Source organism: Natrinema longum, from assembly GCF_017352095.1.
Taxonomy (GTDB): Archaea; Halobacteriota; Halobacteria; order Halobacteriales; family Natrialbaceae; genus Natrinema; species Natrinema longum.
Genome location: NZ_CP071463.1, coordinates 188321 through 202779, shown reverse-complemented (window position 1 = coordinate 202779; position 14459 = coordinate 188321). Strand labels below are relative to the sequence as shown.

The window sequence follows — 14459 nt, the reverse complement described above, 5'->3', positions numbered from 1 at the left end:
CCACGTATCGGATCGGCTACTCGAGATCGACGGTCCATCGGGACAGCAGACCGTATCAGTCCCTCCGTTCACGGTCCATCCGCTCTTCGAACCCTGCCATCTGCCGGTAGATCGGCGGTGTCAGTACGCCCACGATCCCGACGAATATCGCGATCGCGCCGATCGGGAACAACAGCGGTTCGACCTCGAGACAGGTGTTCTGGGACGCGATCTGGACGTAGTACCGTCCGCCCTCGTACTCGACGAGCGCTCCCTCGAGTAGCGCCGCCCGGTTCCCGAGTTCCCCGTCGACCCTCCCTTCCCGCAGCGGGCTGTCAATCGCCTCCTCGAGAGCGTGCCGCTCGGCCGACGTGAGGTCCGCCGCCGGGACCGTCTCGACGGTTTCCGGGGGTGTATCGTCCTCCTCGACCGGCGTCGCCGTGATCGTGGGCGTTCCACAGAGGCCGACGCTGTCCTGCACGACGACGTAGCCGCCGACGATCGCGAGCGGGAGGCCGGCAGCGATCAGGAGGACCCCCAGAAAGGGTGCGGCGTAGGTCAACAGCAGCGACTCCGATCCCGCAGTCGGTTCGACCGGCCCCGTCCCGTCGGTGGCCGGCGGCTCCGTCGCGTCGGAAGGTGTCTCGTCGCCGCCACTCATTCCGTCTCGTCCTCCGTGGACGGACGCCGCTGGCGACCGCCGAGATACGTGATCGTCCCGGCCAACCCCAGGCCGTAGATCCAGTGGGCCAGCACCACGAAGATGAGGTACGTCACCAGTTCGAGCCCGGGCTGGCCAGTATAGAAGGCGAGCGCGAACCCCGTCGCGATGACCGTCGCGTACCACAACCCGGTGACGAGCGTGAGTTCGCCCGGCAGGTACTCGCCCAGCGAGAGGAACAAGAGCGGCCAGACCGTCATTCCACCGACGAGGAAGAGCCCGTATCCGAGCGCGAGGTCCGCCGGCAATCCGACGAACGTCGCGAGGGTCGCGATGGACTCGAGGTCGAACACGCCCAGCGCGACCGCGACGAGGAGGACCCCCGTCATCGACATCGTTCCGACGAATCCCCCAGCCGCACCGATACCGGCGTCGTTCGCGACGGTTTGGGCGACCGGCCTGATCCGACCGTACAGCGACAGCGGTCGCTCGCCCCGTGCGGGCACGTACGACGGACGGATCTCCTCGGGCTCGCTCGGCGAGACCCCACGCTCGCGCTCGAGACGGTCCTCGAACCACTGCCACTCGGGCGTGAACTGCTCTGTCGCCTTCAGTTCCCAGGGGTCGGCGGTCTCGATCGGCGTCCCCCGAAAATACGACCAGAGCATATTGTACAGCCACATGAGGACGCTGATACCGATGATGAACGCACCGACGGTCGCGACGATCTGCAGCCCCGAATACCCTGGGGGATAGGTAGCGTATCGACGGGGAAGCTCGAGGAAGCCAAGCGCCATCAGCGTCATGAACGTGAGCGCCGAGCCGACGACCAGCAGCGACGACTGGAAAATCGCGAGCCGACGGTCGTACATGCGGCCGGTAAGCATGGGATACCAGTAGTAGCTCGCGGCGAACATCATGAGGGGAATAATCCCCATGAGAATGAGGTGGAAGTGTCCGACCACGTAGTAGGTGCCGTGGTAGATGACGTCGACCGGAATGACGGCGAGGAAGATCCCAGTGACGCCGCCGACGATGAACAGTCCGATCGAGCCGACACAGAGGATCGTCGGCGCGGCGAGCCTGATGTCCCCGTTCCACATCGTGGTGATCCAGTTGAACACTTTGATCGCGCTGGGGACGGCGATCGCGATCGAGGTCGCCATGAAACTCGCCCGGACGCGAGGATCGACCCCGGTCACGAACATGTGGTGGGCCCAGACGCTAAACGAAAGGACGCCGATCGCGATCGTCGAATAGACGATGAACTTGAATCCGAACAGCTTGCGGCCGACGAACTTCGGCAGAATCAGGCTCATCAACCCGGTCGCCGGCAGGAAGATGATGTACACCTCCGGGTGCCCCCAGAACCAGAGCAAGTGCTGCCAGAGAATGGGGCCGCCGCCTTCGACCGCGAAGAAGGTCGTCCCGAAATTGCGATCGAACAGCAACATGAGCAGCGCCGTCCCCAGCAGCGGGAACGCAAAGAGGATGACCGCGCTCGTAACGAGCATGTTCCACGAGAAGATATCGAGGTTCGCCCAGCCGATCGACTCGTCGCGCTCGTAGATAACCGTCGTCATGAAGTTGATCGCCCCGATCGTCGTCGCGATGCCACTCAGGTGGAGCCCCAACAGGAGGAAGTTCGTCTGCGGGTTCGGCGACAGCGACAGGGGCGGGTACATCGTCCACCCGATCGCCGGCTCCTGAAACGCGAACAGGACCGACAGCCAGTCGTTCGGAACCACGACGGCCAGTACTGCCCCTGTTACTTCCGCGACGATCCCCAGCCGGGCGAGCAACAGCGAGGGCGGCAGCAACCAGAACCCGACGGCGTTGAGCCGCGGAAACGCCATATCGTCGGCCCCGATCAGCAACGGCAGGAAGTAGTTCCCGATCCCGAAGAACACCGGCGTCACGAAAAAGATCAGCATCGTCAGGCCATGCATCGTGAACAGTTCGTTGTACGTCTGTTCCGTCCAGAGATTCGCCTCGGGCGTCAGCAGATGCGTCCGAATCATCATCGCGTCGATCCCGCCCCAGATCGCCGCGAGAGCACCGAACGCGATGTACAACAGCCCGATCTCGCGGTGGTTCGTCGTCGTCGTCCAGCGGACGGCGGCCGCCCTCGCGTCGCCGAGAGTGAACTGCCGTCTCCGACCCCTCGCGTAGCCACCATCCGGAGCGGGTTCGGCTCGGAACCGCCGTGCGAACAGGACAACCAGCAGACAACTGACGACGACAGCCCCGAACAACGCGACCTCCGCGAATGCACGATTCATCGTCGGCCGTCACCCCCGATGGCCCGTCCGCGCGGCTCGTCACCGTGCATAGCGGTGGACTCACCATCGATCCCAATAAAGATGAACTGACAGTTCCGTGAGTGTCGCCACCCATGATACGTTTCCCGATACGCCCACACCGCTGCTGACCGGTCCGAAACACTGACACTCACCATCTCAATGAAAGCCGTATATCAGACCGGTCGTCGAATCCCCGCCAATGGGTCGGCGTCAACGCACGCTTATCGCGCTCGCGGCGCTGGCGAGTCTCGTCGCACTCACCGGCACGGTCGCCGCACAGTCGGAAAACCGCGACCTCATCGACGGCCTCGAGTACCAACTCCTCTACGTCGCCCTCCCGCTCACCGTCTTCGTCCTCATCATCCTGGTCTACGCAGCCGTCAAGTTCCACGACAACGACGACCCCGAGCCGACCACGGAGGACCCCGCCCTCGAGATCACCTGGACCGTCGCAACGGCGATCATCCTCCTGTTCGTCGGCCTCTCGGGCTATAGCGTCCTCGTCAATCCCTACGTGTCGCCATCACAGTCCATCGCTACCGAGGACCCCGATCGGGACGAGTTCGACTCGTTCGACGACCTTCCCGACAGCGACGACGAGGAGGTCTTCGTCCGTGGCTATCAGTGGGAGTGGCAGGCGACCTATCCCGATTCCAACGTGACGACCGAGAACGAAATCGTGATCCCCGCCGACGAAAACGTGACGATCTGGCTGACCAGTGACGATGTCGTCCATTCGCTCTTCGTGCCAGATCTGGGGATCAAACAGGACGCGTTCCCCGGCGATTTCACTCGCGCTCGAACCATCGTCTCCGACCCCGGCCGCTACGACGTCGTCTGTGCCGAGTTCTGCGGTGCCGGCCACTCGCGAATGGCGGCTTCGATCGTCGCCGTCGACTCGGAAACCTACGACCAGTGGCTCGCGGAACACGATACCAAAGACACCGTCACCGACGCACCGGCCCTCGAGTGAGACCGGCGTCGATCACTCCCCGACCGAAGGGACCGACGAGCCTACAAGAGTTAAACGGGCCCGGTTCCTAGAACCGCTGCGTGCCTTTAGTCCCCGTCCGAGTAGACCCATTCGGGTGCGATGACAGTACGGCGAACCCGGGCACGCGACAGTAGTTCGGGGGACTCCCACGAGTTCCCCCGCCCGGCACGAGGGTTAGCCAGCCGACGCGGCACGCCGCCACGGGATGAGGCTGGACGTTAGTGTTCCGGGCGTACATTTCTCTCCCGGATACTCGAGAGTATCTCGGATCAATACTGAATGGTAGAAACGAGATGTCTCGGTACGTTGTTTGGTGTCCTCCGATCGGTACGAGAACAGTGGTATATACGCAGAAAACCCCACACAGCCGGCGCTGTGTGAGGTTGAAGTAGTATGAGTGGTGGCGGCGAAACGGATTTCCCAGAGGGTCGCCCACTCCAGTACTCACCGTAACGCAGGCGAGCTTATCTTCCGTGTTCGGGATGGGTACGGGAGGTTCCTCGCCGCTGTGGCCGCCGTAATGCCGATCAACGGGATCGAACCGTTGTAATACCAATATCGGTCGGTGTGTCCAAGACCGTAGTATACGTGTAGTCCAGTTTGCGTCCGGACCCGTTCTCGCGTCACGGATCCAATGCGATGTAGTATGAGTGTGTGGCTCGATCGGTTAGTGCTCGCGGGCTCAACACCTCGTTGCCTTGGTGCGTACACCCCGAGTCTATCGAACTCGTCTTCTACGAGTGATCTCTGTGGTATCTCTTTTTCAGGTGGGTTTCGAGCTTAGATGCGTTCAGCTCTTACCCCGTGGTGCGTCGCTGCCCAGCACGTGCCCTTCCGGACAGCTGGTACACGAGTGGCACCCAATCGTAGTTCCTCTCGTACTATACGATCGTTCCCGTCAGATACCGTAACACCCCCAATAGATAGCAGCCGACCTGTCTCACGACGGTCTAAACCCAGCTCACGACCTCCTTTAATAGGCGAACAACCTCACCCTTGCCCGCTTCTGCACGGGCAGGATGGAGGGAACCGACATCGAGGTAGCAAGCCACCCGGTCGATATGTGCTCTTGCGGGTGACGACTCTGTTATCCCTAAGGTAGCTTTTCTGTCAGCAATTGGCCGCATCAAGCAGCCTAATTGGTTCGCTAGACCACGCTTTCGCGTCAGCGTCCGTCGTTGTGCCGGACACTGTCAGACTTCCATATGCTCTTGCGCTCTTTTCCGCGTCTCCGACGCGGATGAGGAAATCTTGGGGCGCGCCCGATATCTTTTCAGGCGCGTACCGCCCCAGTCAAACTGCCCGGCTACCAGTGTCCTCCGCCAGGAGTGAGAGTCGCAGTCACCATCGGGTAGTATTTCAATGTTGGCTCGGTGGCCCGCTAGCGCGGGTACCTGTGTACCGCCTCCTACCTATGCTGCACAATGGCGACCACGTCTCAGTGACAGCCTGCAGTAAAGCTCTATAGGGTCTTCGCTTCCCCTTGGGGGTCTCCAGACTCCGCACTGGAACGTACAGTTCACCGGGCCCAACGTTGGGACAGTGGCGCTCTCGTTGATCCATTCATGCAAGCCGCTACTGAAGCGGCAAGGTACTACGCTACCTTAAGAGGGTCATAGTTACCCCCGCCGTTAACAGGTCCTTCGTCCCCTTGTACGGGGTGTTCAGATACCTGCACTGGGCAGGATTCAGTGACCGTACGAGTCCTTGCGGATTTGCGGTCACCTATGTTGTTACTAGACAGTCGGAGCGCCCGAGTCACTGCGACCTGCCTCTTCGCGAGGCAGGCATCCCTTATTGCGAACGTACGGGACTAACTTGCCGAATTCCCTAACGTCGGTTGATCCCGACAGACCTTGGCTTTCGCCGCCATGAGTACCTGTGTCGGATCTCGGTACGGACAGTGTGCTCGCCTTTTCACGGGCTCTGGGTAGACCTGACTTGCGCGATCCTGCCATTCGAACGCTTCGTGCCATTACGGCTTCCACGCTCTTCGACAGTTCGACCGGGCGAAAGCCCGGCTCAGGCGGCCCCAAAGCGTCAGCTTTGAGTGCACACTGGCATAGGAATATTAACCTATTTCCCTGTTGTCTGCTTCGACTTACGGGCAGACTTAGGACCGGCTAACCCTCAGCTGATCAGCATTGCTGAGGAACCCTTACTCGTTCGGCCGTCGGGGTTCTAACCCGACTAACGCTGCTACTATGACCAGGATTTTCGTTACTGAACGGTCCACACGAAATCTCTTCCGTGCTTCCACCCGAACAGAACGCCAACCTACAAGATTGCGGTGTGAGCCGCACTGCTAGGTCTCGGTGGTAGACTTGAGCCCCGATCATTTTGGGCGCCTCAAACCTCGGCCGGTAAGCTGTTACGCTTTTCTTAGAGGGTAGCTGCTTCTAAGCTCACCTCCCGGCTGTCTAGGGCTTGAGACCACCTTCGATCGCACTTAGTCTACACTTGGGGACCTTAACCCAGCTCTGGGTTGTCTCCCTCACGGTACACAGGCTTACCCCGTGCACCGGACTCCCTGCGTCAAACGGCGTTCGTAGGTTCGGAGTTGGACAGGGGGGCGCACTCCTCTCGGAGTGCGGTCCCCCAATCCGTCGCTCTACCCCACGAACTACCTCGGCAGAGGTCATGCTTCGACATGTTTCGGTTGGAACCAGCTGTTTCCGGACTCGATGGGCCTTTCACCCCTACACAAAGGTCACGAGAGGGTATTGTAGGACACCAACTCTAACAGACTTCCACGTGCCTTTCGGCACGCTTCATCTTGCCCTTGCGTAGATCGTCCGGTTTCGGGTCGTGCCCGTTTGACTCCCCGCGCTTGAACACGGCGGCCCTCGCACAAAGTGCTGCGGCCATGTCGGTTTCCCTACGCCTTCCCCGATAATCGGGTTAGACTCGTCAAACAGGCACACTCCCTGGTTCGTTTTTCAAAACGTACGACAGAACACCGGCTTCCCAAACTTCCTACTAGAGGCTCGCGCCTCGCTCGTTTTGTCCGGGACCTTGTATGCCCTGTCGCTCCATCGCCAACTGATTTCACGCCCTATTGCACCTCCCTTCGTGGGGTGCTTTTCAGCGTTCGCTCACGCTACTTGTTCGCTATCGGTCTTGAGGAGTGTTTAGTCTTCGCGGTCGATGCCCGCGATATTCACGAGGGATATCCAACCCCCGATACTCTGGAACTGACTCGTTCCGTACTACTCGACGATACGGGACTGTCACCCTGTTTCGTGCTCTATTCCAAGAGACTTCGCGTCGCAGTTCGGGAAGTGATCGTCAGTCCGAACACCACATTGCCCGTGAAGGCTTCGGTTTGGACTCTGTCGCGTTTATTCGCCATTACTAACGACATCGCGTTTGCTTTCTTTTCCTGTCGATACTAAGATGTTTCAATTCTCGACGTTCCCCATTGCGCGAAGCAATTGCGGTGGGGATTCCCATTCGGAAATCCTGAGTTCTTCGCCTCCGTGCGGCTCCCTCAGGCTTATCGCAGCTTGGCACGTCCTTCATCAGCTCTCAAGCCGAGCGATCCACCAGCTGGCACAGTAGCCACGTTCATCGGATCTGCGTTGCGACGGAGTCGCAACGTTAGAGTGACCCGGGAACGGGTCCAGTGGACGCCTGGACTACACGTACACACGGTCTCATCTGCACGCCGTAGACGCGGCATGCATTAACCCTTCCCACCCGCGTTTACACGGGGTGGTGCATCGGTTCGTTGTTCGGATTAGATCGAAATCGACTAACCCACTTAAGGGGCACGATTCGATCGTCCTCCGAGACATGGACCCACAGGGATTCGAACCCTGGGCATCCTCCTTGCAAAGGAGGCACTCTACCACTGAGCTATGGGCCCACGTCCGCCCTCTCGGGCGGACAGAGCGTATCATGTTAGCCTCGGTAGTTCAAAGGTGCCCGATCGGCCAGACGCTGGTCGATCGAACGTGAAACCGCTAAGGTGGGCTGGGGCGACGCCCCAGTCCCGGTCTGTGGAGGTGATCCAGCCGCAGATTCCCCTACGGCTACCTTGTTACGACTTAAGCCCCCTTGCGGAGCCCAGATTCGACCGACGTTCCGTCGGCCTCATCCGGACCCCACTCGGGTGCTTTGACGGGCGGTGTGTGCAAGGAGCAGGGACGTATTCACCGCGCCCTTCTGAGGCGCGATTACTACCGAATCCAGCTTCATGAGGGCGAGTTTCAGCCCTCAATCCGAACTACGACCACGTTTCGGAGATTAGCGTCCCCTCTCGGGGTTGCATCCCACTGTCGTGGCCATTGTAGCCCGCGTGTCGCCCAGCACATTCGGGGCATACTGACCTACCGTTGCCCATTCCTTCCTCCAGTTTGGCACTGGCAGTCTCCCTAATGTACCCAACCACCACAAGGGTGTTGCTGGCAATTAGGGACGTGGGTCTCGCTCGTTGCCTGACTTAACAGGACGCCTCACGGTACGAGCTGACGGCGGCCATGCACCTCCTCTCAATGGCTCCAGTAAGATCATCAATCTGACCTTCACTGCACATTGTCGATGCTGGTGAGATGTCCGGCGTTGAGTCCAATTAAACCGCAGGCTCCTCCGGTTGTAGTGCTCCCCCGCCAATTCCTTTAAGTTTCATCCTTGCGGACGTACTTCCCAGGCGGTCTGCTTCACGGCTTCCCTACGGCACAGCACAGGCTCGTAGCCTGTGCCACACCTAGCAGACATCGTTTACAGCTCGGACTACCCGGGTATCTAATCCGGTTCGTGACCCGAGCTTTCGTCCCTCACCGTCGGATCCGTCTTTCCAGAGCGCTTTCGCCACCGGTGGTCCGTCCAGGATTACGGGATTTCACTCCTACCCCGGACGTACCCTCTGGATCTTCCGGTCCCAAGCCACACAGTTTTCACCGGACGCCTGCGCGTTAAGCGCGCAGATTTCCCGACGAACTTGCGTGGCCAGCTACGGACGCTTTAGGCCCAATAATAGCGGTCATCACTTGCTGCCGGTATTACCGCGGCGGCTGGCACCGGTCTTGCCCAGCACTTATTCTGCGACCACCTTACGGTCGCAAAAAGCGAGGACTATATGCCCTCGCACTCGGAGTCCCCTTATCGCACTCGCGTGCAGTGTAAAGGTTTCGCGCCTGCTGCGCCCCGTAGGGCCCGGTATCTTGTCTCAGATACCGTCTCCGGGCTCTTGCTCTCACAACCCGTACCGATTATGGGCACGGTGGGCCGTTACCCCACCGTCTACCTAATCGGCCGCAGCCACATCCTATAGCGCCTGAACGTTTCCGGTTCACACCACTCCAGGTGTCGAACCGTATTGGCTATTAGCCTCAGTTTCCCGAGGTTATCGCCGTCTATAGGGTAGTTTGGCCACGTGTTACTGAGCTATCTGCTACGAGTCTGAACTCGTGCAACTAGCATGGCTAAATCGGACTCCAATAGCAATGACCTCCGGCAGGATCAACCGGAATGCTATATTACTCCCCGTGTGGGGAGGGTCTGTTGGCGGTGAATGTTAGTACACACTCACACATAATGGGTCCACGTTCGATGACACACTGATCGTCGACCGATCGGGCGTCACCGAACTACCAAGGCTAACATCAGATCCCATCTGTACGGCGGACCGCAGGGGTGGAATCCTCATCTCTTGCGGATGTAATCGTACACCGTCCGGGGTACATAACCCCTTTGGGTTCGATCCATCCGGGATGACGGAACGAGTTGAACGTCCCGTCGATCACGTCTTCTTTCGCGTTCATATCCAACTGCCCTCGTACATATAAGGGCATCGGATCACAGCCGCGCCGAAAACCGCATCCGGCGTGGACTTCCGCGTGCCTCGAGGTACGAGCCCTCATTATATAAGGGCATCGTACTGTAACGCCGGCGAACCGGCGTGAGTCGCGTCGAATCCGAGTACCCTCGAGAGGAAACGCACCGGACCGATCCGCTGCCTTCCAGAGGGTGGATATGAGTGCTCTCTCCGTGCCGGGTTACGGCCGGAGGACGTGGCGGCGAGCGCCACGTTGTTCGCATTACTGTCGAAAGTCGGGTGAACTGATAAGGCCGTCGTCTCGGCCTCGCATTGGGCTACGTTGGGCATTCGCGAGGGGAACGCCTTCACACGCGGGCGTGCCAGCAAAAACGTGAACGGGGCAATGGGCGTCTATCGACTCGAGAACGGCTCTAGATGGCGATTCCTGCATTTCGGGTTCGGTGAAGGGGCCAACGTGGGCGATCCCACGAAGCATGGTCTCTTTAGTCACAGCCAGTGAGAGGCGACTATGGACGACCGACCGGAGGGGACCGACCGTCGCGGTGAGTCGGCATCGAGGACGGATCCGATCGATCCGTTTGCAAGCGGCGTCGGTCGGCGACGGCTCCTCGAGTCGTCCGTCGCGGTCGGTGCGACGGTTTCGGTCTCGGGGTGTCTCTCCGAGGACGCCACTGAGCGGGCACCGACGATGTACGTGTTCAACAACGGCGATCGGACGGTAACTGTCATCGACGCCGAAGCGGACGAACGCCTCGAGAGTCCGTTCATCGATACGACGGCGTCGTTTCCCGCGAACCAGTACGGAACGAGTGCTGACTCTGCGTACGACGTCTGTTGGCTCAACGTCAGCGGGGGCGTCCGCGCGTTCGACCAGCACACGCTTGAGGAAGTGGGGCACGTCGAGACGGGGTACGAACCGAACTATCCGAATCTGACGCCGGACGAGCAGCATCTGCTGGTCGCGTCGGGTGGGACGACCACGCTCGAGCCGCTCCCGACGAGCCCGAAACACACGCGATCGCCCGGATCGATGCCGACCGCGAGAGCGACGGGTTCGGGACGGTCACGGGCGTGATCGAGACCGAGTACACGGGCCCGTGCGACGTGACCCTCGAGCCGAGCGGCGAGTACGCCTTCATCCCGGAGATCGCGAACGAGACGCTGGCGGTCGTTTCTATCGACCCGTTCGAGATCGTCACGCGGGTCGATGTCGGTGAACCGGTCGGGGACGGCAGCGTGTTGCCGTTCATGGGGACGGCCTCGTTCGACGGTGACCGCCTGCTCGTGGAAAACGGCGAGGGCGAACTCGGTGCCGATCCGACGGTGCCACGGGAGGGGTCGGAGAGCATCTGGGACATCTCGGATCCCGAAGCGCCGGTCGAGCGCGAACGCATCACGCGTGACGACGGATTACCGTCGGCACCGATCACGAGCGAGGTCAGTTCCGACGGCGAAGTGGCCTATCTCTTCACGCCGGACGCAGCGGTCGTGACGGTCGTCGATCTCGAGTCGGCCACGGTTGCGGGCGAACTCGACGTCGGCGGACGGTCGATCTCGGGCGCGTGGGGCCCGTCCCGAGAGAAGCTGTACGTACCGGTACAGACGGCCAACCACGTGGCGGTGATCGATCACGCCAAGCGGGAGGTCGTGATGACGATCGACGCGGGAGAATCGCCGACGGGCGCGGTTGCTGGAACCGTCCGTCCGGATACCGACGCGAGCCAGCGCCTGCTCGGGTCGCTCTCGGCGCTCGGCGTCGACGTCGGCGATCAGGAACTGTCGTTCTGTCCGGACGGGAACTGTTACTGCGGCTGAGTGGCCGCCGGAATCGGGAAACGGGTCTCATCGTCGGTTCGTTTCGTTTTGGTTCGAGGGAGCGTCGGGACGCAGAATCCCGCCGATCGATCGAGCGATCGCCTGCAGACACTCGCGAGCGACTGGCGCGCCGTCGAGAAGCCAGACGACCATCGTCGCCCCGGCGAGGGCGAGTTGGATCCACAGGTACGTCGAAACGTCGCCCGCGAGGACGGCGCTCACGTAGCGGCCGGACCGGTGGAGAAACACCTCGAGAACCCCTGGTCCAGGCGGGGATCCCGCGACCGAGGCGATCGGCCAGAGCGCGAGGTCGACGAGCAGGACGCCCTGTCGAAACAGGCTATCGACGATATCCGCGAAGGGGTGAGAGAGGTAGCCGAGTCCGAACGCGAGGCCGACTCGGGGCCGTGTGGCCGCGCGGGCGATCGTTCCGGCGAGTATCGCCAGCGGGACCGCGAAAAAGATCGAGTGACCGATCCCGTACCCGACGTCGAAGACGCCATACTCCCATGCCAGGGGCTTGTCGATGAGATCCGGGAGGACCGCCGCGACGACGACCGCGAACGCCTCGAGCCCGCCGGGTGACTCGCGAAAAACGGTGTGACAGCACAACGAGTAGAGCAGGTAGCCGACGATCGCGTGTTCCCACGGCCACATAGGACGGTACTGCGGTGGGCACAGAATAGTTATGCAGTACTTGTCGCCGCTGGTGGGTCCGGACGAGTCGGTCTCGAGGACGGGATCGAGACACGGTATTTGCGAACGGTATATCGAGAGCAGGAAAGACGATATTACGGACGGTGAAACCGTGGCGGTGTCTAGTCGATTACAGCCAGGCCGACCGGTTGTCGCGGGCGAACGTCCGAACGTCGATCGGAGGGCGATCGAGGACGGTGTGAACGTCGTCGGTCACCCGATCGACCAGCCCGAGCCGGGTAGTGGTGTAAATCGCGGCCATCACGCCGACTTTCGCGAGGTCACCTTCGAGTCGGTACCGCGAAACCAGAAACCGGGGGAGCGACGGGTCGGTGTACGCGACGTCGTGGTCGAGAACCGCCGAGAGGTGGCGGCACACGGCGTCGTAATCGAGTGCCTCCGGCCCCGTGAGGTCGTATGCGCCAGTGGTTCTCGTCCGGAGCGTTCGGACGGCGACGGCGGCAACGTCGCGTGCGTCCACGAAACTCGTCTTCCCGTTGCCGGCGGGCACGGCCAGTCGACCGTTTCGAATCTCTTCGCGGTGAGTGGTCGACAGGTTCTGCATGAAAAAGGACGCACGGAGAAACGTCGTCTCGAGCCCAGCGTCCGCGAGCCAGGACTCGATTCGGGCGTGGGGAACGAACGGGTTCGTGTCGGCACCGATGACCGAGAGGAAGACGACGTGTTCGACGCCGGCACCGACGGCGGCAGCCAGGGCTGGGACGACGTCTCGGCGGACGCGGGACAGTGCGGGCGGACGAACGAGGAACAGCGCCTCGACACCGGCGAACGCGTCACGATAGGTCGCCGGCTCCGTGAAGTCGAAGGGAACGGTCGCACAGTCCAGCCGATCGCGAGCCCGAACGGGATCGCGGCTCGCAGCAGTGACGGCGAGATCCGGCACGTCACGAATTCCATCGACGACGTGGCGACCGACGGTGCCGGTCGCTCCCGTGACGAGGACGTGCGTCACTGCGGGTCACCCACGAGCGCCACGACGGAGACGACCGCGACGACGACGTGCATGAGAGCGAGCACCGCGAGCCGACTCGTCGTCGCACCCTCGAGGGCTGTCGCTTCGGTGAGCGTCACGAACGGCAGCAACAGGACAGCCGCCGCGAGAGCGACGAAAACACGGTCCGGACGCTCCCGCAGTCGCGCCAATACGGCGTAGACGGCCGTCGCACCGGCGGCCCCGACTCCCGAGGAGATCGCGACCGGACCGACGGTGAACGGGTCGAATCCGCCCGAACCCAGAACGACGAGTGCCCCGCCCAGAACGAACAGGTTCGCTACGACGGCAGCGCCGATGGCCAGCACACCGCGACGAGCGATGGACGATCGTGTGCTCATACTGGCCCCACCGTTGGCATTTCGCGGAGATGGCGGTCGTCCTCGAGACGGTCCAGAGTGAACCGCGAAACGTCGCCGTGGTCGATTGTCTCGGGCGAGCGGACGTGACCGACGACCTCGTGGCCGCGTTCGAGTGCCTGCCGACGGAGCGGGCGACCGGTTCGGCCCGTCGCGCCGAAAACGGTGCGTTTCACGGGCAGTACTTCGGGTGGCCGAGTCTTAAGCTCCTAACTTCGAAGTATCGAAGTAACGGCGTCGAAACGGCTTCGAGCGCTCGGTTGGTGCCTGTAGTATTAGGCCCGTGGTGTGCTAACGGTCGTATGGACGACGAACCGAGCGACGAGGCGCGATCGAAGGGTGTGATGTCTTACCACTGGGAGACAGGGGCGAGCGGTGACGGTCGGACGGCGGGGATCGACGCCGCACGAACGCGAGACGGGGCGAAATCGGTCCGTGACCGACTCGAGCCCGAGGAACGAGCACGGGTCGAGCGGACGGTCGCACAGTTGCTGAAGCTCTTCGGAAAGGCCCACACGATGGGATCCTGTCGGCGTTTGCGTTCGCGGAGGAGCCGCTTCGCTTTTCGGACCTAGAGGAGCGACTCGAGGTGCCGGCGAACACGCTCTCGGAGCGTCTCAAAGAACTGGTCGCGGTGGGTTTTCTCCGCCGCGAGTCGAGTACGAGCCCACCGAGAAGTGTCGTGGGGTGTTTCCGGCGTTTGGCCACCTCCACGCGTGGGCCATCGAGTACGACCTCGAAGGAGCCACGGAGTAGCGGCGTCGGTGATCGGCCGGTCCGCCTTTTCGACCCCAATAGTTCGAATGTCGAAGTAGGAACGTGATTTCACACTCACAAATATATGGCCGTGGTCGTCCT

9 protein-coding genes, 1 tRNA gene, 3 rRNA genes and 1 pseudogene are annotated in these 14459 nt (G+C 61.5%); 4 read left to right on the top strand and 10 right to left on the bottom strand.

The genetic code is table 11. From position 1 onward, the window contains the following. Positions 1-55 precede the first annotated feature (55 nt). Together J0X27_RS00980 and J0X27_RS00975 are read right to left on the bottom strand one after the other, a co-directional pair. Positions 56-640 carry a DUF7979 domain-containing protein gene (locus tag J0X27_RS00980; RefSeq protein ID WP_207270640.1) on the bottom strand — a complete coding sequence of 195 codons (585 nt, stop codon included), beginning with the start codon at positions 638-640 and terminating at the stop codon, positions 56-58. After that, complete coding sequence (locus tag J0X27_RS00975) at positions 637-2922, bottom strand: DUF6789 family protein (protein WP_207270639.1); 2286 nt, start codon at positions 2920-2922, stop codon at positions 637-639. Before J0X27_RS00975 ends, J0X27_RS00980 begins: the two co-directional genes overlap by 4 nt. Before the next feature lie 220 nt (positions 2923-3142). On the opposite strand from J0X27_RS00975, the gene coxB reads away from it, so the two are divergent. Beyond that, positions 3143-3916, top strand: coding sequence for a cytochrome c oxidase subunit II (gene coxB / locus J0X27_RS00970; RefSeq protein WP_207270638.1), 774 nt, complete (start codon positions 3143-3145; stop codon positions 3914-3916). Positions 3917-4335: 419 nt separating this feature from the next. On the opposite strand, the gene rrf is transcribed toward coxB, so the two are convergent. The 4 genes from rrf to J0X27_RS00950 all read right to left on the bottom strand — a co-directional run bounded on the left by rrf (position 4336) and on the right by J0X27_RS00950 (position 9411). Next, positions 4336-4457: ribosomal RNA gene (gene rrf / locus J0X27_RS00965) — 5S ribosomal RNA — on the bottom strand. 129 nt (positions 4458-4586) lie between these two features. Next, positions 4587-7507 (bottom strand): 23S ribosomal RNA (locus J0X27_RS00960). Between the two features lie 226 nt (positions 7508-7733). Beyond that, a tRNA-Ala gene (locus J0X27_RS00955) sits at positions 7734-7805 on the bottom strand. A 134-nt stretch (positions 7806-7939) separates the two neighbouring features. Continuing rightward, positions 7940-9411 (bottom strand): 16S ribosomal RNA (locus J0X27_RS00950). The 16S, 23S and 5S rRNA genes sit together here with 1 tRNA gene alongside, the layout of an rRNA operon. 816 nt (positions 9412-10227) lie before the next feature. Here J0X27_RS00950 and J0X27_RS18175 point away from each other — a divergent pair. After that, a pseudogene (locus tag J0X27_RS18175) lies at positions 10228-11534 on the top strand (YncE family protein). Positions 11535-11561: 27 nt separating this feature from the next. Here the strand turns inward: J0X27_RS18175 and J0X27_RS00940 are convergent. The 4 genes from J0X27_RS00940 to J0X27_RS00925 all read right to left on the bottom strand — a co-directional run bounded on the left by J0X27_RS00940 (position 11562) and on the right by J0X27_RS00925 (position 13777). Next, a complete protein-coding gene (locus J0X27_RS00940) occupies positions 11562-12191 on the bottom strand; it encodes a metal-dependent hydrolase (RefSeq protein ID WP_207270637.1) in 630 nt (209 codons plus the stop codon). Positions 12192-12360: 169 nt separating this feature from the next. Next, positions 12361-13203, bottom strand: a complete 843-nt coding sequence (locus J0X27_RS00935) for an NmrA family NAD(P)-binding protein (RefSeq protein WP_207270636.1) — start codon at positions 13201-13203, stop codon at positions 12361-12363. Further along, positions 13200-13583, bottom strand: coding sequence for a DUF6069 family protein (locus tag J0X27_RS00930; RefSeq protein WP_207270635.1), 384 nt, complete (start codon positions 13581-13583; stop codon positions 13200-13202). The genes J0X27_RS00935 and J0X27_RS00930 overlap by 4 nt, the downstream gene beginning before the upstream one ends. Then, a complete protein-coding gene (locus J0X27_RS00925) occupies positions 13580-13777 on the bottom strand; it encodes an NAD(P)H-binding protein (RefSeq protein ID WP_207270634.1) in 198 nt (65 codons plus the stop codon). The genes J0X27_RS00930 and J0X27_RS00925 overlap by 4 nt, the downstream gene beginning before the upstream one ends. A gap of 126 nt (positions 13778-13903) precedes the next feature. Between J0X27_RS00925 and J0X27_RS17805 the strand changes: the two genes are divergently transcribed. Together J0X27_RS17805 and J0X27_RS17800 are read left to right on the top strand one after the other, a co-directional pair. Beyond that, a complete protein-coding gene (locus tag J0X27_RS17805; RefSeq protein WP_224214698.1) occupies positions 13904-14176 on the top strand; it encodes a hypothetical protein in 273 nt (90 codons plus the stop codon). Beyond that, positions 14125-14424, top strand: a complete 300-nt coding sequence (locus J0X27_RS17800) for a winged helix-turn-helix transcriptional regulator (RefSeq protein ID WP_338147523.1) — start codon at positions 14125-14127, stop codon at positions 14422-14424. The genes J0X27_RS17805 and J0X27_RS17800 overlap by 52 nt, the downstream gene beginning before the upstream one ends. The last annotated feature ends 35 nt before the right edge of the window (positions 14425-14459 follow it).